This window comes from Mucilaginibacter psychrotolerans (assembly GCF_004519315.1).
GTDB lineage: Bacteria > Bacteroidota > Bacteroidia > Sphingobacteriales > Sphingobacteriaceae > Mucilaginibacter > Mucilaginibacter psychrotolerans.
On record NZ_SOZE01000032.1, the window covers coordinates 13,939 to 39,626 of the forward strand.

Genomic DNA, 25,688 nt, shown 5'->3' on the forward strand with positions numbered 1-25,688 from the left:
CTATCGGGTTTAGGGGGGAGGGGTTGTGCGGGGAAATTGGCAATGTCACGAGCATCTACGCTCTTGACTTTACGCTGAAAAACCTGTTACCCTCTAAATACATTTGAGTTATGCCATTCAATATATTGAGTATTTGGCCGATCAATAATTTTGGTGGGAACAGTCAGAAGTTCTTTTCCGTGGTACTGATAATATTCTTTTCCGTTTAAAAATTCTTCTTTAATTCTATTGCTAACTTCCACTTTTAAGTCAGTTGTAATAGTTAAATATCCAGAATCGAACAGCTTATGAATATCCGAGCGTAACAGTATTCCATTAGATGTAGCATGAGGTCCGTCCTTTGAAAACGATTTTATATGTGCACTTTCTAATACCGGCAATGTTTTCTCACCAGTTATAGAGCATTTCCTTTGGTAAGCGTCAGTCACTAATACTCTAAAAGCTCCTTGACCCAACCTGATTTTTGATAGCACGTTACCATATCTGGCTTCCGGCTCTTTTACCATAAATTGGTTTTCTTCAGGAATACGATTATCAAGGTATTTGCTAAGTAGCAGGTCGACCTTGCTCCACAACTTTTGTCCAATCTCTTCTTCAGTTGAGTAAGTTTTACCTTGAACAATACTCTTAGACCAGTTTTCCGGGACTTCAATCCAATCCTCGGTTTCAAAAAATATCGGATCGGTTAATACAATACATCCAATTTGAGGATTAACGTCCGTTTTATTTCCACGGTAACTAATTATCTTCTTCCTAAAATCGTCGTAGCTGGCGCATCCATTTCTTTCTCCGAATGCTTCCCAAGCTACCGAGATAGGCAAAAACGTATGGCTGGAAAAGAAGCCCATCCCCCCAATAACATTTAAGGGCGCCTTTAATTTAAAAAGGAACGGCGCTCCTGGATTCAACGCCTTAAAATTCAAGCTACCCCCTGGCTGCCAAAAGTTTATATCTTCCGGGTTGATTATACTTAGATAGCGATACCAACTATTGTCTGTAACTCCTAAATAAAAATCCATATCGTGAAATTATGAATTTGAATTAGGAATATTATGACAATATGTATTCTAATCTACCACAGTCTGGCGCGAGGTTCAGCGGTGGGAAAGTGCGGGGGCGTACTAGTGACTCTCTCTACGTTGCTTTGCCGTTTGGCTATTGATTAATACCTACTAAGTGGTTAGGTATACCGCGCTGCATGGCTAGCGCTTCATACTGACGCCAAGCAGGCGAAGCTTACGCCTTTTCAAGTTGACGTTACGAATGAAATCAACTCGTTTTGTTTAAAACATTGTAATTTGTATCATTGATTAAATATAACCGATAATCAGTCACAAACTAGATGACAGAGAGAGAGCAGCGACTCATAAAATATTTTGTAGATGTAAACGATGTCGAAATTCCAAATGGTGGTGGGATTCAACGGATTGATGCCTTGATTTCTGATTTGACATCTTGCGTGAAGCTGTTGTTTTTGTTCATTGACAGCAAAGAGAATGATACTTCCCTCGCTAGGTTGAAAGATGACTTTGAAAAAAACTACAATATTCTCTTGGAGGGGAATATAGAAGAATTACCAATGGCCCTAGAGGGCCTAGCACAGAAATTTGAAAGCTTTCTTAAAAAGGTTGGGTATTTTAGGTATAAAGGCCGAGATGAGTGGACTGGAACGTCCACTCACGAGGGGATTCGAAATTCAACATTTAAAAATTTATGTGACGGAAAACTTGTGGCTAAGCGCAGTGCTCCACGTGGTACAAGCGCCAATAATTTATCAGAACGTCTATTGGACAATACAGGGATTACCTACACTTTTGCCGAATTCGTTCGCATAGAGCTTCGAAATAGGGTACATCAATCACCCAAATATCCTCGTCGAATTTTGGTGACTTGGACGGAGTATATATTGTTGAGTTATTTATTGGTGATTCAGGATAATAAACTGCTTTTGTCCGAACGGTTGCTCACTGAATTTCAATCAAAGGAAAAATTAAATGGCTACTTTTCCAAGTGGCAGAACCGATATATACAAACACTTTTTGTAGAGCAAAACCGCAACGACTTGGCTGGTCTGTCGCCCCACATTATTGAAACGGACTGGGATGTCCATGATCGAGGGCAAACTTTTATCCCTAAACAAGGCAAGATACTGGATATTTTGACAGATAACCATAAGTTGGTTATCGTAGGTGATCCTGGACTAGGTAAAACAACAACTTTGCAATTCCTCGGCTATCACCTTTCACTTTCGGCCAAGAATCTACCCCTCTACTTTCCGCTTAGGGATTTTATACCAAATCAAGATTTGATTCAACAAATCGCCTCTTACGCAGAGTTGGAATTGGCGGAACTTACTGATTATAAAAGTCCCGGCAACTTGATATTTTTGCTAGACGGACTCAACGAAGTTTTAATTCGAGCTGATTCAGTTGGCTTAAAAAATCAAATTAAGTCGTTGATTAGAACCTTTGACCAGTGTTTTTTTGTTATTACAACTCGCCCGGCCGCTTATAGAAATGACTTTAATATTCCCGTATTTGAGTTACAGGCACTAACTGACCAAGAGATTATTGAATTCATACAGAAAAATTTCGCAACCTCAGCTTTTGGACTGATTGATGAACTGGAGAAGCATAAGAAATTAAAAGAACTTTGTCGCAACCCATTAATTCTCTATTTTCTTTGTTCGCTTGCCGCACACCCGCCAATTTCAATTCCGGCAAACAAAGGTCAATTAATAAAAACCTTTATCGATAATATTTTAAAAAGAGAGCGAAATAAAAATATAGAATTTGATGAGTTTAAATTCTTTAATTACCTAAGTGCTATCGGTATTCGGACGAGAATAGATAAACGTGTAAGCTTTGATATGTTGTATTTGGTTGATGTCATAGATTCGGTAGCAGCAAAATTGGAACCAGCAACAGACCGGCTAAAAGTTGTCGCATGGCTTGTTGATGCCGGGTTATTAGTCCAAAATGACAAACAGCTTAGTTTTACCCATGAGTTGTACCAAGAATACTTCGCTGCGGAGGGTCTTTTAAAAGAATCCTTGAGCCAGTCGAAACTGCAAGAGTTAGAAAATTCTTCCGATTGGGAACAACCCATAATTTTGTATTCAGGCTTGGTGCCAAATCCCAGTGCGTTTATTAGTGATTTATCTGAAAGAAATCCAATTCTCGCTATTAAATGTTATGAAAACACAGTTGTCGATGACGCACAACTCCGTTCAACGATAATTTCAAACGCCTTTAAAAACTCCGGCCAAGTTCAACAGATTCAAATTGCATCTGATGGGTTGATGGCCTTAACAAGACTGGGTGAGTTTAGCTTAATTAATGAGTCGCTCGAATCAAGTGTACTCAATCACGGTGAGATTGTTTTTAGGTTACTTGGCCAAATTGCAGCAGTTCTTGTTAAAAGAATTGATTTCAATTATTTAGTTGATTTCATAAAAATTGTACTTCGAATTAATCAATCTTTTCTGCCGTCAATTGTTAGAAACCTTCAAAAGCGAGAGCCAGAACAAATTATAGAAATTAGGGATGGGCTTTTAACAGTATTTAGGCCCTACTTGTTTTCGGGACTCGAAGGGGCTTTTGTTTTCCGTTTTTTTATTTTGACAGGTATTGATAACCCGTCTATCGTGGGCCGAGCTGATTTAGAAGAGTTTTGCCTTAAACTTTGTAAGCAGAGCAATGAATATGTGCTACAAAACAAAAATAGCGCATGGAATTTAATTAGGCATTTTGGCCTTTATTTTGACGATATATATATTAAAAAGGTTCTATCCTTCCTTATTGATGGTCAAAAACCTAATCATTTATTTATTAAGCAACTTTCCGATCATAACCCCGCGTTGACAGATTTTATTATTAGTAAATGTTTAAACTCAAATAATATCAGTAGTCAATGTGTGGGCATAGTAATTGCAACACAAATTGGCAAGAAGCCAGAATATCATGAAGACATGGTTAAGCTTCGTGTGTTTCGTGATCCGGAGAGAATGAAGTTGCTAAGGAACTCTACCGATAATAAAGAGATGGGAGATCGTATTTCAGTAATTTACAACCGTGAACAGGCTTATTTATCGCTCATCGATATCGACACCAATAATCGTAAATACAGGTGTCGCGTAACCGATATATCAGCTGAGGGATTAACGATAAAATCGAAACACCCTCGGTTTTCAGGGACAATACGTACTGCAGAAAGAGTTGTTAAAAATGTAAAATTAGAACAGTATTTGAACGTACAGGTCGCTTTTATAAATTACGCAAGTAAAGAAATTTATTTAACCCAAAAGACCCCAGCGGTTGAAAACTACTATCAGTTATGTCAATTGCCGGCACCTGGCGATGAGGTAAACTCAAGAATATTTTATCTTGTCGACGGAACTGCTGATGTAATGGTACAAGATAAATATTATGGTGTTCTGAAAGATAAACTTTTGAAGCCGAAAATAGTTGGTAAAAAAGTCGAAACCAAAGTTATCGAGTATAAACATGGTATTTATACACTTGAACTAGTGAGTTCAGAGTCGAAAAAGCATCCTGCTCGAGAATCTTTTAAGTATAAACCAAAAAAACGCTACTCGCAAATAAAGTCAGAATCTGACTTTGCTCTTATTCTCAATAAAGCTTTAAAAAAATAATACCAAATAGCCGCGCAATCTTGGGCTAGTGGCCAATATGCATTGTAATCAATATGGAACGGTAAATTTAAATATCGAGGATTATTAATGTTCTTAATATTTACCAAATGGTTTCAATTAGCCCCCTCGGCTAGCCATAAAGTCGCAGGTGTGTTGCACTTTCCTAATCTGTGCTGTGTCACGTCAAGGAGGGGCGCTCTTTTCGTTACGTCCTTGCGCCAGCCATCTAGTGATTAATTTTTGATTACTAGATGGATATCTCAATATTAACTTGTAACTATACAAAACCAAACCAAATTACATGATAACCACCGATTACCCAAACATATTAGACTTAATTAAAGATCACATTGACCCAAGTCGGTCTGAAAGTGCCTCATTTTTAATATGGTATTTAGAAAATTACTATAGGTTGGATAGTTTAGAAGCTATTGATTCCGTATGTGACCAAAAAGGGGACAAAGGAATTGACGGAATATACTTGAACGACGCAAATGGTACAATAGATGTTTTTCAAGCAAAAATTTCGCAAAAACCAGGACGAACGGTTGGAGATACCGCATTAAAAGAATTTTCCGGCACGCTTTCACAATTTGACACTAAAGAAAGCATACGAAATTTAATAGATACTGCTGGAAGCGCTCAGGTCGCAGGCCTTATAAAACGGCTTAACATTTTGGCTGTTTTAGACCAATATAAAATTAGAGGCATATTTATTAGCAATGTCGAACTTGATAACAATGGTCTCGCCTACTTGACTGAGACTCAAAACATCGAGTTTATTGGGAAGGAATTTTTAGAGAGGACATACATAGCACATGAGAGGGCCGTTCCTCACGACTTGGAGGCTCATTTCGACATCTCTGGTCAAACCATGGCTAAACATTATGTTGATGCAGATACACTAGCGTACATTATTCCTCTAAAGGGTACCGAATTGGTTAAAATGCCAGGAATATCAGATCAGTCTGTATTCGCATATAATGTAAGAGGTTCGTTAGGCGGTACTAATGTAAATAGAGACATTATAAAAAGTATCAAAGATAAGTCCCTGCATAAAAAGTTTCCGCTCTTTCACAATGGCATAACCATTGTAACAAATCAGATTGTAGAAACTGCTGAGAAATTATCTATTAAAACATTTTATGTGGTTAACGGATGCCAAAGTTTGACTACACTATACAATTACCAAAAAGAGTTGACAGAGGATTTGAGGATTTTAACAAAAATCGTGCAAGTTTCGGTGGATTCTGATTTATCGAAAATTATAACGCATTATTCAAACAATCAAAACGGCGTTAAGGCAAGAGATTTTAAGTCAAATAACAAAATACAAACTCGACTTCAACATGAATTTATGTTGCATTATGGAAGTGAGTACTTTTTTGAAATTAAACGAGGGGAAACCGGCGGCAATGGTAAGAGAGTAATATCTAATGAGAATGCCGGAATATATTTTATGTCATTTGATTTAAAAGAACCTTGGGGTACCCATAGGAAATACCAAGTTTTCGACGATAAATACACTGAAATATTTGGTCGACCAGAAGTAACGGCTCACAGAATTTTAATGTTACAATTAATCGATGATATAATAATCTCAAAGCTGCCTAACATAAAAAATCAACTCGTTGCTAAATACGCATTAACAAGATATGCGATTCTATATATGATTAGGCAAATATTGGAGAATGATAGCGTGGGTGTAGAATTATTGAAAAACCCTGATTTGTTTGTGTTGGATAAATTGAATCGAAACTCTTTTATCGAAGCAATAAAGACTATTGTTAACGACGTAATAATAGACTTTAACGGCGAGGTCGCGAATCTAGGAGAAGACTTTGATTATAAGTCTCGATTACGTGAAGAGAGTTGGGTTAAGAAAATATCGCAAGAAATTGTAAATAGCTATCTAAAACAGGTTGCTCGTGAAAGAATAGATTCATTTGCACAAGAATGGTCGAAAGGCGCATTGAGAATTAAAGCCAGCTCGTAATCCCTCGGCTGGCCCTCAACTGGCGCGGATATGCAGCGCCGGGCAAGCGCGCAGTGTACCCGTGCCCAAGCATGCAAGGTGCATGTGTAAATAAATGGGTGTTCTTTATCTACCTCGCATTTGCAGTAGGGATTGAGAGGGGAAGCCGCCTGCGCGGGGAATTGAGCGAGGTAGGGCGGCCTACCTACCGGCAGGCAGGCCGAAGCAATCCCGACAGTAGTCGGGACCGGCAAAGCTCGGCCCCGATGAATATCGGGGACTGCCATCATTCTGTGGGCAGTTAGCTTTATTTGCACAGAGTCGAAATCCCTCCATAACCCAAGATTTCCTCTCCGCTGATGCAAGCCTGTCAGGTGTTCCATGCTTTTTAAGTAGATATTATATGGTTGCTGGTACGCGGCACTCATGCGCCAGCATAAACAAGTATGTCATACCAACCTACCGGTAAACAAACGATACGCTTTGTGCCGCCTTCAGCCCGCTGATACTTTCGCTGGTGTAGGTAATGGTATACTTGCCGGGTTTGCTGAGGGCATAACCTTTCATGAGGTCTACATTGGCTACCAAGCTGTCTTTAGCGGGGATGCTGATATACGCATCGGCCGGGGGCGGCATCATCCTTTTGGCCATTGCACCTTTATACTGCAATTCTTCGCCTTGTTCATTTTTTATGTCGAGGTATTTGCTTAGCAGGGGTTCAAATGGGGTTTGCCATTTCAGGAAGTGTTGGGCGCTGTCGGCAGGATTATACACGGTAAACTTTAGCTGTACGGCATCGCCCATGCGGATGCTGGGGTTAATGGCCAGTACCGCGTAAAGCCCTTTGGCGGCAGCGGTTTGCCCGCCATTAGCCGGCGCATCTGCGGCCTGTTGGTTTTGCATGCCGCAGGATGCAGCAACAATTAATAAAAGGGCTATGGGCAAATAAAAAATCTTTTTCATGGACTGAGTATATGTTTCGTTAGAGGATAGACAGCCCTAAAGGCATAAAGTTTAAACTGTTTTATTAGGCGCTTAGGGTGAGTGGGTTAAAATATCGGCCGTTTTCTGAACCCGGATTTTACGGAATTTTTAGGATTGCCAGAATCGCTGCGTTTACATGCTGACCATTGGGCGAATTCAAAAAATTCGGGTTCGGGCAAAAGGACGCTTGGGGTCCGCAGGGTCGTTTTCAACAGACCCTGCGGGGACGTGAGTTTTTTGAACCCGGATTTTACGGAATATTTAGCATTGCTGCATTTACATGCTGACCATTCGGCGATTTCAAAAAATTCGGGTTCGGGCAAAATGACGCGTATCCCGAAAACAACATCTCGTTGCTGATTAATATCTACACCATGCGTGCCTTATAAGATTCCTCCCTCGTATCTCGGTTCGGGATGATTAAAATGGGGCAAGCCAAAATGCCATTGCTACTGTGAATATTTTATTGTTAAATTTACACGTAATCAACAACCAATTGATAATACTTATAACCGCACAAGCTTTGCGCAAAACCCGTATTTTGTCGTCGCACGGTCGTTTTCAACAGACCCTGGGGACGGGGAAATATAACCCGTCATGTTGGATTTATTTCAACTCCGCCCATCCAAGCGTCCCCGCTTGGATGCAAAAATGGTAAGCGTCCACGCTTACCTCATTAGCACATTTGGTTCGTGAGCGTGGACGCTCACAACAAACATTGCGACAAGCGTGGACGCTTGTCGCGGCGGTATGGATGACGTGATGGTTTTACGAACTGCTGTTGGGGGCCGCAGGGACGGTATAATATCGAACACCGAATGTCCAATACCGAATAATGAAGTTAAAAACTTCGGCGTCCGAAATTCGAAATTCATCATTCGATATTATAGTGTCCCCGCAGGGCTACCTGTCCTCTGGGGTGCCGAAACAAGTTCGGCATTTTGTAATGTAAATTGAAACGAACAACAATAAAAGAAAACATAGCAATGGACAACCATAAAAGAAAACCTTTTTTTCTGATAAGCGCACCAGTGGCGGCTATTCCTTTGTTGGTAATATTGGGTGCCTTTTCCAATATTACTGAAAAACACGCATCGTATCAATTGGCTACCATTGATACCCCGCTTACCGAAGCACAAAAACATTTGGCTAAAAATGGCTTGAAGGAGCTGGACGTGGCGCCTGGCCTGCGTGTTGAAACGATGGCAACCGAACCTATGTTGATTAACCCTACCAATATCGACGTGGATGAAAAAGGGAGGGTTTGGGTAACGGAGGCTTATAATTACCGGTTTGAGATTAATCACAACAAACCCAGGGAGGCCGGCGACCGCATCCTGATTCTGGAAGACAAGGATGGAGACGGAAGTTTGGAAACCAGCACGGTGTTTTATCAGGGCCCCGAGGTTAATGCACCTTTAGGTGTGTGCGTGTTAGGTAACCGGGTGTTGGTATCGCAAAGCCCCTATGTTTGGGCTTTTTATGATGATGATAATGATGGTAAAGCCGACCGGAAGGAAATACTGTTCCAGGGGATAAGCGGCGAACAACACGATCACGGCATACACGGTTTTGCATTTGGCCCCGATGGTAAACTATATTTCAATTTTGGGAATGCCGGTAAAACCCTCAGAGATAAAAATAATGAGGTAGTGCTTGATCAGGATGGTGATGAGATAGGGCCAAAAAAATACAAAGAGGGAATGCTATTCCGTTGCGACCCGGACGGTACGCATGTGGAATGCCTGGGCCATAATTTCAGGAACGAATACGAAGCGGCCGTAGATAGTTATGGCAATATATGGCAAAGTGATAATGATGATGACGGGAATAAAGGCGTACGGATCAATTACGTAATGGAATACGGAAATTATGGCTACACCGATGAAGTAACCGGTGCGGGCTGGAGTGCTAAACGCATTAATATGGAAGATTCGATCCCGCTGCGTCACTGGCATCAAAATGATCCGGGTGTTATCCCCAATCTTTTACAAACGGGCTCCGGCTCCCCCACCGGAATGGTTTTTTATGAAGGGACGCTGTTAACGCAGCAGTTTCAAAATGGGATGATCCATGCCGAACCGGGACATAATGTTGTTCGGGCCTATCCTGTCCAAAAAGCTGGCGCGGGATATACTGCCGGTATCGTGAACATGCTTAACGGCGATCGCGATCAATGGTTTCGCCCGGCAGATGTTTGTACAGCGCCGGATGGTTCTTTAATAGTAGCCGACTGGTACGATCCCGGCGTTGGTGGGCACCGGGTGGGCGATCTTCAGCGTGGCCGCATATACCGGGTTGTTCCGGAAGGCATGAAAAATACTTATAAAATACCCGAACAGGATTATACCACGCCAACGGGTGCAGTAATTGCCTTGCAAAATCCAAATCTCGGCGTTCGCAGGCATGCTTTCATCGCATTAACCGGCATGGGCGAATCGGCCATAACGGAGTTGGAGAAGTTGTGGTTAACATCGCCCAATCCCCGTATGCGTGCGCGGGCCCTGTGGGTGCTTTCAAAATCAACAAAGGCCACAAAATATCTTTCCGAAGCCATCAACGATGCTAACCCTTATTTAAGGATAACCGGGCTGAGGGCGGCAAGAGAAGTAAATACCGACGTGATTAAGCTTGCAGCAGCTTTAGTAAATGATGCAGACGCACAGGTAAGGCGCGATTGTGCGATTGCATTACGGCACAGGAATGAACCGGATGCCGCCACCATATGGGCGGCACTTGCGGCGAAACATACTGGTAATGACAAATGGTATTTGGAGGCGCTGGGTATAGGGGCCGACAAGCAATGGGACCAATTCTTTGCAGCCTACCTCAAAGTAGTGCCTTATCCTTTATCAACAGCCGGAGGCAGGGATATGGTGTGGCGGGCCCGGACAACAATGGCACTTCCGTACCTGGTAACGCTGGCTAAAGATGCAAGTGTGCCATTAAAATCCCGTTTGAGGTATTTAAGAGCTTTTGATTTTTATCCGCAGCCCGATAAATCTAAAGCTTTGGTGAAATTATTAGAAGAAAACAATGGTAAAGATTTGCAATTAAGTGCAATGCTATTGAAGTCTTTAACCCCTCAGGATATATCAGCTTCGCCTGCAGCCAGGGAGCAGGTTCAACTGGTTTTAAATTCCTACACGGGGACACCCGATTTTGTTGATATGGTAAAACAGTATAATATTACAACAGAAGCCGATAGATTGATAGATCTGGTAAAAAGCAAAGGTATTCAGAGTAGCGGAGGATATCAGAGCGGAGGAATAGGGGCCGATGCGGCCAGGCTATTACTTAAAGCTAATGATGACGTTAGTTTCCTGAATGTTATTAAAGGTAAAGATGAAAAAGAGGCGTCGAACGTTTTATCAGTACTTGGTGCAATAGGCAACGATGAATCAATTGCTATCCTGTCGAAGGTGATTTTATCAGATCAGTACAGCATAGCCACTCGTCAAAAAGCAATTCAAGCGCTGGGTAAAAGCCAAAATGGGGAAGACCGCGTTCTGGAAATGCTGCAGGGTGGTAAATTACTTCAAAGTTTAATTACGCCAGCTGTTGCAGGCTTGAGCGGAACACTCAGAAAAAGCACACTCGACAAAGCAACAGCCTTTTTACCCAAAACCAATGTTGCCAAAATTGCTAAAACAAAGGTGCCGTCTGCTAATTTGAATGCCATACTGGCTTTAAAAGGAAACGCGTTGAAAGGGAATGCTGTTTTCCTAAGATCCTGTTCCGTATGCCATAGAGCTAATAAAGCCGGTTTTGAATTTGGGCCTAATTTATCAGAAATAGGTGCCAAGTTACCAAAGGAGGGATTGTTTGATGCTATTGTTAACCCTTCTGCAGGTATTAATTTTGGATATGAGACTTCACAACTTATGATGAAAGATGGATCTACCCTGATGGGGATTATTTCGAGCCGGACAGAGACAGATATCGAATTGAAATACCCCGGAGGCTCCGTTCAGAAAATTAAAACAAGTGATGTTAAGCAAATAAAAAAGCTATCGGCCTCTATGATGCCGGTCGGCCTAAATCAAACCATGTCAAAACAAGAATTAGCGGATCTGCTTACGTTCCTTAGTTCTTTAAAGAAAAAAGAATAATACAAATACACTGCCTTTAGCCCTTCAACCTCCTAAAAATCCTTATTCAGCAGCTTCTCTAGTTCGGCGAAGCTGATGTTCATTTTGATGCGGCCCTGTTTTGCATTTAGCCTTGCTAAATGCAAATATCTTCAAAAAAGACGCTCCTAAATGAGTACCTTTAGGAGCATAATATTTACCGATCCAACTCGGGCGCAGGTTCCCATTCTACGTAGATGTTCCAACTCCTTCTTCCGTGTACGCCAACGGAGATAAGGTTTACAAAGTGATCAAAGCTATACGGCAATGAACAAAATAATACCCGAAATGCAATGAATATAAAAAAGCAAAAACGTTTTTTATTGGCTTTAGTATCAACGATAGTGCTATGTAGTTGCTTTTTAATCATCGTGCTGTACAAAAACTTTTTGCCTGCGTATAGTGGTGCACTGGCTATTGCAGTTACGTTGGATCTTGTTTTCATAATACCGTCTTTGCCCATTATTTTAAATTATAGGTCGTCAGGTGCTAAGTATCTTTCTTCGCTGCTTTTTACGACTGGTATTGTTGTTGCCGGTTTAGTTATACCCAAGAATGAACAAGTATTACTCCATTACATCAAATTGTTTATCGTTCCGGTAATAGAGGTAGTGGGCGTTACTTTCTTAATCGTAAAAGTTAGACAGGCCTCGAAGGCTTACAAAAACAATGCGCTCCGTCATGGCGATTTTTACGATGAACTTAAAAAAGCCACGTTTACGATTATCCCAAACCGCATAGCGTATATTGTATCATCAGAAATCGGCATATTATATTACCTGTTTTTTCACAGAGGAAAAATCAAGTATGATCATCAGCGTTTCAGTTACCACAAAGACACCGGCACCGTTGCCTTGTTTAGTGTTTTGGTATTTATGGTTTTGATGGAAACTGCAGCAATACACCTGCTTTTAGCTAAATGGAACAATAAGGCGGCCTGGATCATTTCGGGCCTGAGTGTGTATGCTGCGTTGCAGTTAATGGGGGTGGCAAGGGCACTTTTTAGGAGGCCCATTGAAATTAGAGATAATGTGCTCATCCTGCGGTATGGTGTGCTGGCCCAAACAGAAATCCCTTTAACGGAGATCGAATCTATCAAACAAGTTGCCTCGGTGACGGAAAAATCACCGGGTTTTGGGTGTCTTTCTCCGCTTAATAGTTTGGATAGTTATAACATGCTGTTAGAATTACGCACGCCGGCTTCTATATCGTTTATTTATGGCAGGGTGAAGACTTACAGTACCCTTGCTTTTCACGTGGACGACAAAATTTTATTTAAAGAAACCATCAACAGCAACATACTTCGCGCAGTTTAAATTGCCTATAATTGTCGCTATTATGAGGCCCCCTATTCATCGAAATAACAAGTTTTAAGATAAATACACCACCATGTCATCCCGAACGAGCGCAGGGACCTTGCGCAATAGGGCGAGGAGGGAACCTATACGCGGTGCTACCGAGGTATGGTTATCGTCGACAAAACTTTCCCACTCCGGCTCGCCTGAAATGACGGGGTGGTGAAGGTGGTTGTGGCGCGATGGCTCCTTTATGATGTAGGTCCCTCCCTAAAAATCCTTATTTAACAACTTCTCTAGTTCGGCGAAGCTGATATTCATTTTGATGCGGCCTTGTTTGGCGTAGGATATTTCGCCGGTTTCTTCTGATACGATGATGGCGGTAGCGTCGTTGGCTTCGGTAACACCTATTCCGGCCCGGTGGCGCAGGCCGAATTGCGCGGGGAGGTCGGCTTTTTCGGTTACGGGCAAAATGCAGCTGGCCGATTTAATTTTGTTGCCGGCTATTACCACCGCACCATCGTGCAGGGGGCTGTTCTTTTGGAAGATGGCCTCCAGCAGGCGTTTGGATATTTTGGCTTCTACCACCTCGCAGCTGTTCTGGTAAAATTGCTCGTCGTAATACTTAGCGAACACGATGAGTGCCCCGGTGCGGGTTTGCTTCATGGTTTTGCAGGCATCTATGATGGGTTTGATGCGGGCGTAGTTGTTCTTTTCGGCTTCGGCTTTGCCAAAGAAATACTTCCACCAGGCCTTGTTTCGCTGCAGCGATGCATTCTTGCCCACCAGCAGCAAAAACCGCCGCACCTCCTGCTGAAAAACGATGATGATGGCAATGATGCCCACATTGGCAAAGCGACTGAGGATAGCGGTAAGCAGCTTCATGTCCAGTGCTTCTACCACTTTGTACAGCAGGCATATCGCGATGAAACCGATGAAGATATTGGTGGCGATGGTGCCCCGCATGAGGTTATACAGCTGGTACAGTATGAATGCCACCAACAACACATCCAGTATATTAGGGATAGTGGGTTTCAGGAAGCTGAAATCGATGCCTTGCATGTTGCTAAGTTAATAAGTTTTGGGTGATATTGTAAGCATTTAAAACGCGGGGGAGTGTGCGATTCCCCTCTTGAGAGGGGTGGAGGGGTGTGTTTGTGCGCTGTGCATGGCGTTATTGCATAGTGGCAAACACACCCCTGCAGCCGCACAATCTACCGCGCCCCCTCTCAAGAGGGGAATTAAAAAGCGTGGGGTGTTATTTATTCCTTTCCGTAGCCCGTCGACTAAAAGTCGACGGCAATGAAGGTGGGTTTGCGGTCATTGGTGCAAATCAAATATGGTAAACGGCAATGTACCTTCATTGCCGTTCCATTTATGGAACGGATTGGCAGTGCTGAGGGGCAATGACAGCAAATTTTCAAGGGTTTCAAACCCATGGCTATGGGGGAATTAAAAAGCGACGCAACCTATTATTTATTCCTTTCCGTAGTAAACCGCACCAGTTGCTGCAGGCCCGTGCGGGCAGGGCTTGGGGGAAAGGTATCCAGTATGGCGAAGGCGCTTTCCTGGTATTTTTTCATCTGTATCTCCGAGTATTCCAGTCCGCCTTTTTGCCTTACAAAGCTTACGATCTCGGCGATCTTTTTGGGTTCGTCGTTATGGTTTTTCACCAGGTTGATGATGCGCTTTTTATCGGCGGCGCTGCTGTTGTTCAGCGCGTAGATGAGTGGCAGGGTAACTTTCTTTTCTTTGATATCGATGCCCACGGGTTTGCCCACATCGTCGGTACCGAAATCGAACATATCATCTTTGATCTGGAAAGCAATGCCGATATGCTCACCAAAGAGGCGCATTTTCTCTACGGTTTCCTCGTCGGCACCGGCAGATGCTGCCCCGCAGGCACAGCAGGATGCGATGAGCGATGCGGTTTTTTGGCGGATAACCTCGTAGTAAACCGGTTCGCCAATATCCATGCGGCGCACTTTTTCTATTTGTAGCAGTTCGCCCTCGCTCATTTGCTTCACCGCTTCTGATACGATCTTAAGTAAAGCAAAGTCGCCGTTATCTATGGATAGCAGCAAGCCTTTGGATAGGAGGTAATCGCCCACCAGAACAGCTATTTTGTTTTTCCATAAAGCGTTGATGGAGAAGAAACCGCGGCGCTGGTAAGAGTTATCAACCACATCATCGTGCACCAGCGAGGCCGTGTGCAGCAATTCTACCAAAGCCGCGCCGCGATGGGTGCTTTCGTTGATTCCCCCGCAAATACTGGCCGAAAAAAATACGAACATGGGGCGTATTTGCTTGCCTTTTCGTTTTACGATGTAGTGGGTAATGCGATCGAGCAAGGGTACCGAACTTTGCATCGAAACCTTGAATTTCTCTTCGAAAACATCAATTTCTGCAGCAATGGGTTTTTTGATCTCGTCGATGTTCAGCATCTGTACAATGAATCGCTTTGGTGGCGTTGTTATTTGAAGCAAACATAAGCTAAAAAAAATTATCTGCGTAAAAGGCTTATTTTTTTACAGGAATTAAACTATTGGCTGCCAAAAGCATCTATAAGTTATACATCGCCAGAGACGATATATAAGTTTTGATTTTGTGAGTTAGAGTTTTCGTTTGAGCAGGCTTCGGTGGTACGGGGCCTGCTTTTTTTGTGGCCTTTGGTGGCGATTTAAACACGGAGGCCACAAAGATAAAAACGCAGAGGTTACAGAGATTTATAAGTTCAACCGAACAAAAACTCCGCGACCTCCGTGTAAACCTCGGCGCACTCTGTGTTTAAATATCCTCTACCTCAATTTATGTATTAATGTTACACACAAGTAAATACATAAAAACCTAAATTAGCCTTTACCAATTACCGTAAATACATTTACCAAACCCGGTTTTATGCAACGCAGAAGATTTATCCAGAACATGGCCCTCACCGGCACCAGTTTCCTCGTTGGCTCGCAAATGGCCATGGGCGGCGTATTTAAAGGCTCGCCCAATAAAAAAGTAGTGTTAGGTGTGATGGGCGTAAACAGTCGCGGTGCCTTTTTGGCGGCAAAGCTGGCCGCCATACCCGATACCGAGATAGGCTACATTTGCGATGTAGACAGTAAAGCGATGGATAAATGCATCGCCGAAATTGAAAAAATAACCGGCAAACGGCCAAAAGGCATTACCGATATCCGCCAGTTGCTGGAGAAGAAGGACTTGGATGCCCTGGTAATAGCCGCGCCCGATCATTGGCACGCGCCTGCCACCATACTGGCCTGCCAGGCCGGCAAGCATGTGTATGTAGAGAAACCCTGTAGCCACAACCCGCACGAAGGCGAAATGGCCATAGCTGCAGCTGCTAAGTATAATAAACTGGTGCAGATGGGGAGCCAGCGCCGCAGTTTCAGTAACGTGCAGAAGATGGTGCAGGAACTGCACGATGGCATTATCGGCAGGGCGTATTTTGCGCGTGGCTGGTATGTAAACAACCGTAAATCCATTGGTTTTGGTAAACCTGCGCCGGTGCCTTCTAATTTAAATTACGAACTATGGCAGGGCTACGCCCCGCGCAAAGCTTATAAAGATAACCTGATACATTATAACTGGCACTGGCATTGGAACTGGGGCACAGGCGAGGCCCTGAACAACGGTACGCACGAGATAGATGTAATGCGCTGGGGACTGGGTGTTGATTTCCCGGATAGGGTAACTTCATCGGGCGGGCGCTTTGCCTTTAAGGATGATTGGGAAACCCCCGATACGCAAACCATTTTAGCCAACTTCCCCAATAATACGGCCTTAAGCTGGGAAGGGCGCAGCTGCAATAGTTTCAATAGCGAAGGCGTAGGCCGCGGTGTGGTATTTTATGGTGATAAGGGCACCATCAACTATGGTGGCGGCAATGGCTACCAGGTTTTTGATTACGATAACAAGCTGGTAAAAGAGATAAAAGACGAAACCCCGGTAGATGCGGGCAATAAAGTAAGCCCAACCGAACTGCTGGACAGGGTGCACCTGCAAAACTTTATCACCTCGATACAGGGCGACACGCAGCTGAACCAAACCATCATCAACGGCCATAAATCAACCGTGATACCGCAACTGGGCAACATAGCACAGCGCATGGGCAGGGTACTGAACTGCGACCCCACTAACGGCCACATCCTGCACGACCCCGAAGCCATGAAGCTTTGGACAAGGGATTACGAGCCGGGTTGGGATTTGAAGGTGTAGGCTAGCCCCCTCTAAATCTCCCCCGGTAGGGGAGACTTCGGTTCGGCCACTTTGTTTTAAAGTCCTCCCTACCGGGAGGATTTAGGTGGGGCTTAAAGCCGCGGTAGAGCCGCTCGCCCGGTCAAGCGTCCACGCTCCCGTAATAAAAAGTAAGTATGGGTACTTTAAGAGATAAAAGTGTATAACACATCAACCATAAACATGAAGAATAACCTAAAAATATGGATACTGGCCGGGGTAACGACCCTTGGCATGCAGGCAGCATCGGCACAAATTAAACCGGGCTATACCAGCCTGTTCGACGGTAAAACCTTAAAAGGCTGGAAAAAACTGGCCGGCAATGCGGAATATGCTGTGGATAATGGCGTAATCATCGGTACGGCGGTGCTTAACAGCGGCAACACTTTTTTGGTAACCGAAAAAGAATACGGCGATTTTGTGCTGGAACTGGATGTGATGACCGAAAGCAACCTCACCAACTCGGGTGTGCAGGTGCGCAGCCATTACGATCCGGCCGGTCACGAAGGCAAGGGCTTGGTTTACGGCAAGCAATGCGAAGTTGACCCCAGCGACCGCAGTTGGACCGGCGGTATTTACGACGAAGGCCGCCGCGACTGGCTATACCCCATGGAGCTGAACGCCAAAGCCAGGGAGCTTTGGAAAACCGGCGAGTACAACCACATTAAAGTAGAGTGCATTGGCAATGTTACAAAGACCTGGGTAAACGGCATAGCCAAAGCCTTTGTGGTTGATACGCTGGATAACAAAGGTTTTATAGGCCTGCAGGTACACGCTATTAGTGAAGCCGGCCAAGCGGGCAAAAAGATATTTTTCAAAAACATCCAGATAAAAACGGGCAAGCTTAGCCCGCAACCATTTGCAGAAGATACTTATGTAGTGAACCTGATGCCCAATAAGCTGACGGATTTTGAGGAGCACGGCGGCTGGAAACTGCTGTTTGACGGCAAGAGCAACAAAGGCTGGCACAGCGCAACCGCCGCTACGTTCCCGGCAAAGGGCTGGAGCGTAAAAGGCGGCACCATTTCGGTACTGGGCTCGGTAGGTGGCGAAGCTACGAATGGCGGCGATATTGTTACAGATGGAGAGTATGCCGCTTTCGACCTGTCGTTCGAGTTTAAAATGGTAACAGGCGCTAATAGCGGGGTGAAATACTTTGTTACCTTGAGCGAGAAAACTAGCGGCTCGGCCATAGGTCTGGAGTACCAGGTGCTGGATGATGCCGTGCACCCCGATGCCAAGTTGGGCCGCGATGGCAACCGCACCCTGGCTTCGCTTTACGACCTGATCCCCGCCAAAAAACAGGCTCGCTTTGTGCACCCCATAGGTGCCTGGAATATCGGTCGCATTGTAGTATATCCCAATAACCACGTAGAGCATTACCTCAACGGCATTAAAGTGCTGGAATACGACCGTGGCTCGCAGGCATACCGCGATCTGGTAGCCATCAGCAAATACAAAATTTGGAAAGATTTCGGTGAAGCCCCGAAAGGGCACCTGCTATTGCAGGATCATGGATTTGATGTGAACTATAGGAATATAAAGATAAAGCAGCTGTAAGGATTGGAGGCTGGTGGTAACAGATTAGTTTAGGGATGGTACACGATGTGTTTTATCCCTAAACTTAGAAATCTAAAAGGATACAATCGATATCTGAGATTTTGGCAAAACCTTTATCTACAGTAATTAGAGGTATTTGAAGTAATTGAGCGGAGGCAGCTATGATGGCGTCAGGTAGCTTAATATGATATTTTCTTTTTAAGCTGATAACTGTATCAGTTAGCTTTTGTGTGTGATTTATTTTAAAGCACGAGTTCAACATGTCTTTTATAACAAGTTCCTCATGGCTGCTTATGCCCTTTTTGCATAATAGTTCTATCTCTGTAACATATGAAAAAGCCCAGGTATCTTCCAAAAAGGGTAACATTATGGGGTTTTCATCGAGCAAATAGATAAAGCAGTTGGTATCAACCAAGTAGTTAATCCCATTCATCCCTTAACTTTTTCTGATATTCCAGCCCATCGCCAAAAGTGCCTTTGAGTTTTCCGTAAAAGCTACTCATGCCTTTCTTTTTAGTTTTTTGCAGTTTTTTAAGCGCCTTATCTAAATCTTCTGCTTTGGTATCCTTGTTAATTGTAATAACCATCTTTCTTATCTGCTTATGACAAATATAATTAAAAGCTTTGACAACTCTAAAAAGTTGCCAAAGCTAATGAAGTGGCAATTACTCAAACTTATCCGCTACCACCTGTATCCTCATATCGGGCATTTCTGCTGCTACCATGGTTACGGTAACCTGGCCCCCTTTGCCTTCTATGGTAATGGTGGCATTTAGCTCCTTGCCGCCATCGGTAAATGTGGAAGTCACTACGGTTTTTCCTTCTTTATAGGGCATCGTCCAGTTGCAACTGTAAGATTTTATGGGGCCGGTCATTTTATGCGCCTCATCGCCGGGCGCAATTATTACTTCTGTTTTGGTGAGGGTGATAATCGTTTCTTCGTCCTTAGTGCGTTGCAGTTCGCCTTTAGCGTTATAATAATTAGTTGCCGATGAGGCCAGGAATATTGGTTTGTCGCACTGCGCAAAGCTGATGGTGCTGCTTGCCAGTATCAAAGCAGCGGCCAATGCGGTCGCTTTTAAATAGTTGTTTTTTGTTTTCATTGTTTTTATTGGATTGGATTTCCACAAAGATATATGTTTAATATAGTATTATGCAATACAAAGTACTATATGTTTACAGATTATCATGAATGATTGTATTTTATCGTAAAATAGCGTACATAATTAGTTATCATGATAATATTTAGTGATAATTAGATAAAAACCAATCAACACACCATTTCTTTTAGCGTACTTTTGAATAGCTTAACCTTTAGCTATCAAACAATCCTTTTTGCACATGAAGAAGCTCCTTTTTTTGCTGTTAGCGTTTGGCGGTACTTCGGCATCAGCGCAGATGAACGATTATCCCATACAGCCTGTGGCCTTCACCAAGGTAACGCTGGTGGATAAATTCTGGAACTCGCGCATCGAAATCAACCGAACGGTTACCATTCCGGCATCTTTCGATCGTTGTAAAACCACGGGCAGGATAAAGAATTTTGAGATGGCTGCTGAAGGCAAGGGCAAGTTTTGCACCGTTTACGCCTTTGATGATACCGATATCTACAAAACCATAGAGGGGGCCTCGTACTCGTTGGCCGTACACCCCGATAAGCAATTAGATGCCTACCTCGATTCGCTGATTGCCATTGTTGGCAAAGCGCAGGAAAAAGATGGCTACTTATACACCTACCGCACTATCGACCCCCTGCACCCCGGAGGTGCGGCCGGCCCCGAGCGTTGGGTAAAAGAGAACGAGCAAAGTCACGAACTATACTGCGCCGGCCATATGTACGAGGGTGCAGCCGCCCATTTTATGGCAACCGGCAAACGCAACTTTTTAAATATCGCTCTTAAAAATGCCGACCTGCTGGTAGCAACTTTCGGTCCGGGGAAAAGGGCCGTTGCGCCAGGCCACGAAATTGTAGAGATGGGCCTGGTACGCCTTTACCGCATCACGGGGAAAAAGGAATACCTTGATTTGGCTAAATTTTTCATAGATCAGCGCGGCAAAAAGCCTTACAATAAAAAAAGCAAAAACGTTTGGGAAAACGGCACCTACTATCAGGATGATAAACCTGTCATTAATCAGGAGGAAGCCGAGGGCCACGCCGTGCGCGCCATGTACCTATACTCTGGTATGGCCGATGTGGCAGCCCTGACAGGCGACAAAGAATACCTGGCAGCCATAGATAAGATATGGGATAACATGGTGGGAAAGAAAATGTACGTACAGGGCAGCATAGGTGCCGTTGGCGATGGCGAACGCTTTGGCGATAATTACGAACTGCCCAACACCACTGCCTATAACGAAACCTGCGCCGCTATTGGTAGCGTGTTTTGGAACCAGCGCATGTTTTTATTGCACGGAGATGCTAAGTACATCGACGTGTTGGAAAAAGTATTGTACAACGGTCTTATATCCGGCGTTGGGTTGGATGGCAAATCATTCTTTTATACCAATGCCATGCAAATACAGGAGCATTTTAATCATCCCGATATCGAGCGCGAGCGTTCGGGCTGGTTCGTATGCTCTTGCTGCCCAACCAATATCGCCAGGCTCATCCCTTCGGTGCCGGGCTATATTTATGGGCAAAACGGCAAGGATGTGTTCGTGAACCTATTCATAAGCGGTACGGGGAGCATGCTGGTAAATAAAAAATCCTTGCAGATAACCCAGCAAAATAATTATCCATGGGATGGAGGGTTAGCCTTTATCATCAACCCTGCTTCGGCTATGGACATGAATTTCAAGATACGAATCCCCGGCTGGGCACAGAACCAGGCGGTACCATCAGATCTGTACAGCTATCAGCAACCCCTTAACAAGAAAGTAGTTATTAAGCTGAACGGTCAACCGGTAGATTACCAAATAGAAAAAGGTTACGCCGTCATCAGCAAAAAATGGAAAAAAGGCGACAAAGTAGAAATGCTGTTGCCTATGGATGTGCAGCGCGTGGTAGCCAGCGATAAACTACCCAACGATGCCGGCAGAATAGCCCTGCAGCGCGGCCCGCTGATGTACGCCGCCGAGTGGAAGGATAACGGCGGCCTGGCCAGCAATATCATCATCCCTAAAGATGCGGTGTTCACCTCGCAATTTGATGCGGGCCTGCTCAATGGCGTAACCGTTTTAAAGGCCGATGTAAAGGCCATCAATATAGATGCCGATAAGCAAAGCATCAGCACCGAAACAAAAACGCTTACCGCCATACCCTACTACGCATGGGCCAACCGGGGTAAAGGAGAGATGATGGTTTGGTTTCCGGAACAGGTAAAATATGTCGATATTATCAGCCAATAAACCAAATCCCTATTAAATGAAAAAGATATTCGCCATTTTGTTCCTGCTGGTCTGCTTTGCAAAGGCCGATGCGCAGGTTTCACTTGCCTCCGGCTGGAAATTCATGCCCGGCGACAGCACCATCTATAGTGATGCAACCTATAACGACAGCCAATGGAAACCCATTGATGTAGCCAAACCCTGGGAGCAGCAAGGCTATCCAGATCGTAACGGTTTCGGCTGGTATCGCCTGCGTGTAACAATCCCCGTATCATTAAAAAACAATGCATACTTAAAAGATAGCCTCAGTTTTGATTTGCAGAATGTTGACGATAACGACGAGATGTATCTCAACGGTAAGCTGGTAGCCAAAACGGGTAGTAATATCAAAGAAGGCCACTATGGCCCGCGCCGCTATGTACTGGCCGCCAACAACCCAGCTATTTTGTGGGATAAAGAAAACGTAATCGCCATACGCATATTTGATACCGGCGGCGATGGCGGACTTTACGGCAATAAGTTCAGCATCAGCATGAACGATATTATGGATTACGTTTCCATCAACACCGAAGCGGAATTCATTTACGGCGACAAGAACAGCGTAGGCAAATCTGTCAAGCTGGTATCAAAAGGCAGCTATGCCTACAAAGGCAAACTGGATTTTACAGTTACCGACCCGGAGACAGGCAAAGTGCTTTATCAAAAAACAAACAAAGCGGCTTTCACAAACCACAAGCCGTTTACCTATACTTTCAACGCAGCCGCGCTCGAGAGGAAATCGTACGTGCTGAGCTACGTGTTTACCGATAGCTTATCGGGAACCAAAATTGTAAAAACAGAAAGTACACCGTATATCCTCACACCGGCACCATCGGCACAGCCAAAAATAAATGGTCCCGAGGTTTATGGTGCAAGACCGGGTAACCCCTTTTTGTACCTGATACCTGCAACGGGGCAAAAACCCATTACCTATAAAGCTGCAGGTTTACCCAAAGGGTTAACGCTGGATAGCAAAACCGGCATCATCACCGGCGCAATTACCCCCAAAGGCGATTATTACGTAACGCTTACGGCAAGCAATGCATTGGGCAGCAACAGCAAAAAAATTACCATTAGTATAGGCGATAAAATTGGCCTGACCCCAGCTTTGGGCTGGAACAGCTGGAACGCCTTCGGACTGAGCGTGGATGACGCCCGCGTGCGCACCGCCGCCAACACAATGATACAAAAACTGGCCGCTTACGGCTGGAACTACGTGAATATAGACGATGGATGGGAAATAGATAAACGCCTGCCAAACGGTGCGATTACGACCAACAGCAAGTTCCCGGATATGAAAGCCACAACTGCTTATGTACATAGCCTGGGGCTTAAGATGGGTATTTACTCATCGCCCGGCCCAACTACCTGCGGCGGCTACTTAGGCAGCTGGCAGCACGAGGACCAGGATGCCCAAACCTATGGCGACTGGGGTATCGACTACCTGAAATACGATTGGTGCTCATACAGCGAAGTAACAGCTTCGAAGCCAACGCTTGATGATTTAAAGAAACCTTATCAGGTAATACGCAAATCATTGGATAAAGTAAACCGTGATATTATGCTGAGCTTTTGCCAATATGGCTGGGGCAAAGTGTGGGAGTGGGGCACCGAAACCGGTGGCAACAGCTGGCGCACTACAGGCGATATTGAAGATACCTGGCAGAGCATGTCGCACATTGGTTTTAACCAGGACGAAGCCGCTAAGTTTGCGCAGCCCGGTCACTTTAACGACCCCGATATGCTGGTTGTAGGCAAAGTAGGCTGGGGGCCAACCCTGCATAACAGTCGTCTTACTGCCGATGAGCAATATACGCACATCAGCTTGTGGAGCTTGCAGTCGGTACCACTGTTAATAGGTTGTGATATGGGTGCGCTGGATAAATTTACCCTTAACTTGCTTACCAACAGCGAAGTGCTGGCCATAGATCAGGATGCATTGGGCAAAGCTGCCCGCCAAATTGTAAAGGGCGATACCTACCAGATATGGGTAAAACAAATGAAAGACGGTAGCAGGGCAATAGGCCTGTTTAACCTGAGCGATAAGTACCAAACCATTACGCTGGATAGCCAAACAGCAGGTGCATATACCAGCATCCGCAACGTATGGCAACAAAAGGATTTGGCCAAAAGCGCAGGCGATTTTAAAGCCAGCGTAGCGCCACACGGTGTGTTGTTGCTGAGGGTGAATTAGGTAGCCCCCCAAACCCTATCGGCTCGTGAGCGGAAGGGCTTAAAAAAATAAAACGCGTCATTGCGAGCGATAGCGCGGCAATCATCGGCTTGTAGAGCCGCCATGCAAGTCCGACCTGCTTGCCGGTGATTGCTTCGTTCCTCGCAATGACGTTGAAGATAAATAATAAAGTAAAATAATATGAGTATAGTATGGAAAGGGGTATTCCCCGCGGTAACAACAAAGTTTACCGACAATGATGAATTAGATTTTGACGCGTTTGATAAGAATATCGAGGCGCAGCTAGAGGCCGGTGCAAACGGTATAGTACTTGGCGGTACGCTGGGCGAGGCAAGCGTGTTAAGCGAAGCAGAGAAGATTGCGCTGCTGGAACATACCGTTAAGGTGGTTAACAAGCGTGCATATGTAGTGTTGAACATTGCCGAGCAAACAACCAAAGGCGCGTTGCAGTGTGCAAAAAATGCCGAAAAATATGGAGCGGATGGTTTAATGATGCTGCCGCCGATGCGCTACAAAGCCGACGATGCCGAAACGGTAAGGTATTTTGCAGATGTGGCCCAAAGTACGCACTTGCCTATCATGATATATAATAACCCCATCGATTATAAGATTGAGGTTACATTGGATATGTTTGAAGAGCTGGCTCAATACCCGAATATCCAGGCGGTAAAAGAATCAACCCGCGATGTAAGCAACGTAACCCGTATGATCAACCGTTTCGGCGATAGGTTCGCGATTATGACAGGTGTTGATACGTTAGCCCTCGAAAGCCTTTTTATGGGTGCCGACGGCTGGATAGCCGGTTTGGTTGATGCCTTCCCGCGTGAAACGGTAGCTGTTTTCCGTTTGGCTAAAGCCGGACGTATGCAGGAGGCTCTGGCTATTTACCGCTGGTTTTTGCCTGTGCTGGAGCTGGATATCCATCCAAAACTGGTACAATACATTAAGCTTGCCGAAAGCGTAACTGGCCTGGGTACCGAAACCGTACGCCTGCCGCGCTTGAAAGTTGTAGGCAGCGAGCGCGAAAGGGTTTTAAAGATAATTAACGATGCCGTTAAAAATCGCCCCGAACTGCCTGCCGGTAGCTGGGGTGTAGAAGCGGAAGTGGATGTGACCGGGGTGAGCTAAGTGTTAGATATTAGCGGCAAGAGCATAGAGTTTAGCAAGATAAAGCTAAATTAGCTGCGACAACTGACCACGCTAACACCACCACGTCATTATAAGCGATAGCGAGGCAATCATCGGTGAGCAGGGCCGCTCTGTAAGCCCAACCTGCTTGCCGATGATT

Annotated in this window: 17 protein-coding genes; 9 read left to right on the forward strand and 8 right to left on the reverse strand. The window is 44.6% G+C overall.

Annotated elements, in window-relative coordinates:
• Positions 1-86: 86 nt before the first annotated feature.
• On the reverse strand, positions 87-1,019 hold the full coding sequence (locus tag E2R66_RS22470; protein ID WP_133235030.1) for an HNH endonuclease: 933 nt from the start codon (positions 1,017-1,019) through the stop codon (positions 87-89).
• 323 nt (positions 1,020-1,342) lie between these two features.
• Between E2R66_RS22470 and E2R66_RS22475 the strand changes: the two genes are divergently transcribed.
• Positions 1,343-4,654 carry an NACHT domain-containing protein gene (locus tag E2R66_RS22475; RefSeq protein WP_133235032.1) on the forward strand — a complete coding sequence of 1,104 codons (3,312 nt, stop codon included), beginning with the start codon at positions 1,343-1,345 and terminating at the stop codon, positions 4,652-4,654.
• A gap of 301 nt (positions 4,655-4,955) precedes the next feature.
• The gene (locus E2R66_RS22480) at positions 4,956-6,650 is read left to right on the forward strand and encodes an AIPR family protein (RefSeq protein WP_133235034.1); all 1,695 of its coding nucleotides are present in this window, start codon (positions 4,956-4,958) and stop codon (positions 6,648-6,650) included.
• Between the two features lie 438 nt (positions 6,651-7,088).
• On the opposite strand, the gene E2R66_RS22485 is transcribed toward E2R66_RS22480, so the two are convergent.
• Entirely contained in the window at positions 7,089-7,592 is a 504-nt protein-coding gene (locus E2R66_RS22485; RefSeq protein WP_133235036.1) for a protease, read from the reverse strand.
• Positions 7,593-8,599: 1,007 nt separating this feature from the next.
• On the opposite strand from E2R66_RS22485, the gene E2R66_RS22490 reads away from it, so the two are divergent.
• Entirely contained in the window at positions 8,600-11,725 is a 3,126-nt protein-coding gene (locus E2R66_RS22490; protein ID WP_133235038.1) for a PVC-type heme-binding CxxCH protein, read from the forward strand.
• A 175-nt stretch (positions 11,726-11,900) separates the two neighbouring features.
• Here the strand turns inward: E2R66_RS22490 and E2R66_RS22495 are convergent, their stop codons facing one another.
• Positions 11,901-12,188: a hypothetical protein gene (locus E2R66_RS22495; protein WP_133235040.1), complete on the reverse strand. Its 288-nt coding sequence runs from the start codon at positions 12,186-12,188 to the stop codon at positions 11,901-11,903.
• A 10-nt stretch (positions 12,189-12,198) separates the two neighbouring features.
• On the opposite strand from E2R66_RS22495, the gene E2R66_RS22500 reads away from it, so the two are divergent.
• Positions 12,199-13,059: a hypothetical protein gene (locus E2R66_RS22500; protein ID WP_133235042.1), complete on the forward strand. Its 861-nt coding sequence runs from the start codon at positions 12,199-12,201 to the stop codon at positions 13,057-13,059.
• Between the two features lie 249 nt (positions 13,060-13,308).
• On the opposite strand, the gene cdaA is transcribed toward E2R66_RS22500, so the two are convergent.
• Together cdaA and E2R66_RS22510 are read right to left on the reverse strand one after the other, a co-directional pair.
• Positions 13,309-14,100: a diadenylate cyclase CdaA gene (gene cdaA, locus E2R66_RS22505; protein WP_133235044.1), complete on the reverse strand. Its 792-nt coding sequence runs from the start codon at positions 14,098-14,100 to the stop codon at positions 13,309-13,311.
• A 410-nt stretch (positions 14,101-14,510) separates the two neighbouring features.
• Positions 14,511-15,482, reverse strand: a complete 972-nt coding sequence (locus E2R66_RS22510) for a polyprenyl synthetase family protein (RefSeq protein WP_133235100.1) — start codon at positions 15,480-15,482, stop codon at positions 14,511-14,513.
• 454 nt (positions 15,483-15,936) lie between these two features.
• On the opposite strand from E2R66_RS22510, the gene E2R66_RS22515 reads away from it, so the two are divergent.
• Both E2R66_RS22515 and E2R66_RS22520 read left to right on the forward strand, forming a co-directional pair.
• Entirely contained in the window at positions 15,937-17,262 is a 1,326-nt protein-coding gene (locus E2R66_RS22515; RefSeq protein WP_133235046.1) for a Gfo/Idh/MocA family protein, read from the forward strand.
• Positions 17,263-17,463: 201 nt separating this feature from the next.
• On the forward strand, positions 17,464-18,840 hold the full coding sequence (locus E2R66_RS22520) for a 3-keto-disaccharide hydrolase (RefSeq protein WP_133235048.1): 1,377 nt from the start codon (positions 17,464-17,466) through the stop codon (positions 18,838-18,840).
• 64 nt (positions 18,841-18,904) lie between these two features.
• On the opposite strand, the gene E2R66_RS22525 is transcribed toward E2R66_RS22520, so the two are convergent.
• The 3 genes from E2R66_RS22525 to E2R66_RS22530 form a co-directional block, all read right to left on the reverse strand.
• A complete protein-coding gene (locus tag E2R66_RS22525; protein ID WP_133235050.1) occupies positions 18,905-19,273 on the reverse strand; it encodes a PIN domain-containing protein in 369 nt (122 codons plus the stop codon).
• A complete protein-coding gene (locus E2R66_RS28715; protein WP_192902003.1) occupies positions 19,260-19,427 on the reverse strand; it encodes a hypothetical protein in 168 nt (55 codons plus the stop codon). The genes E2R66_RS22525 and E2R66_RS28715 overlap by 14 nt, the downstream gene beginning before the upstream one ends.
• A 78-nt stretch (positions 19,428-19,505) precedes the next feature.
• Complete coding sequence (locus E2R66_RS22530; protein WP_133235052.1) at positions 19,506-19,943, reverse strand: hypothetical protein; 438 nt, start codon at positions 19,941-19,943, stop codon at positions 19,506-19,508.
• 238 nt (positions 19,944-20,181) lie between these two features.
• Between E2R66_RS22530 and E2R66_RS22535 the strand changes: the two genes are divergently transcribed.
• From E2R66_RS22535 to E2R66_RS22545, 3 genes are all read left to right on the forward strand, one after another.
• On the forward strand, positions 20,182-22,188 hold the full coding sequence (locus tag E2R66_RS22535) for a glycoside hydrolase family 127 protein (protein ID WP_133235054.1): 2,007 nt from the start codon (positions 20,182-20,184) through the stop codon (positions 22,186-22,188).
• A gap of 16 nt (positions 22,189-22,204) precedes the next feature.
• Positions 22,205-24,400 carry a putative Ig domain-containing protein gene (locus E2R66_RS22540; protein WP_133235056.1) on the forward strand — a complete coding sequence of 732 codons (2,196 nt, stop codon included), beginning with the start codon at positions 22,205-22,207 and terminating at the stop codon, positions 24,398-24,400.
• A gap of 180 nt (positions 24,401-24,580) precedes the next feature.
• Positions 24,581-25,528, forward strand: coding sequence for a dihydrodipicolinate synthase family protein (locus tag E2R66_RS22545; protein WP_133235058.1), 948 nt, complete (start codon positions 24,581-24,583; stop codon positions 25,526-25,528).
• Positions 25,529-25,688: the final 160 nt, after the last annotated feature.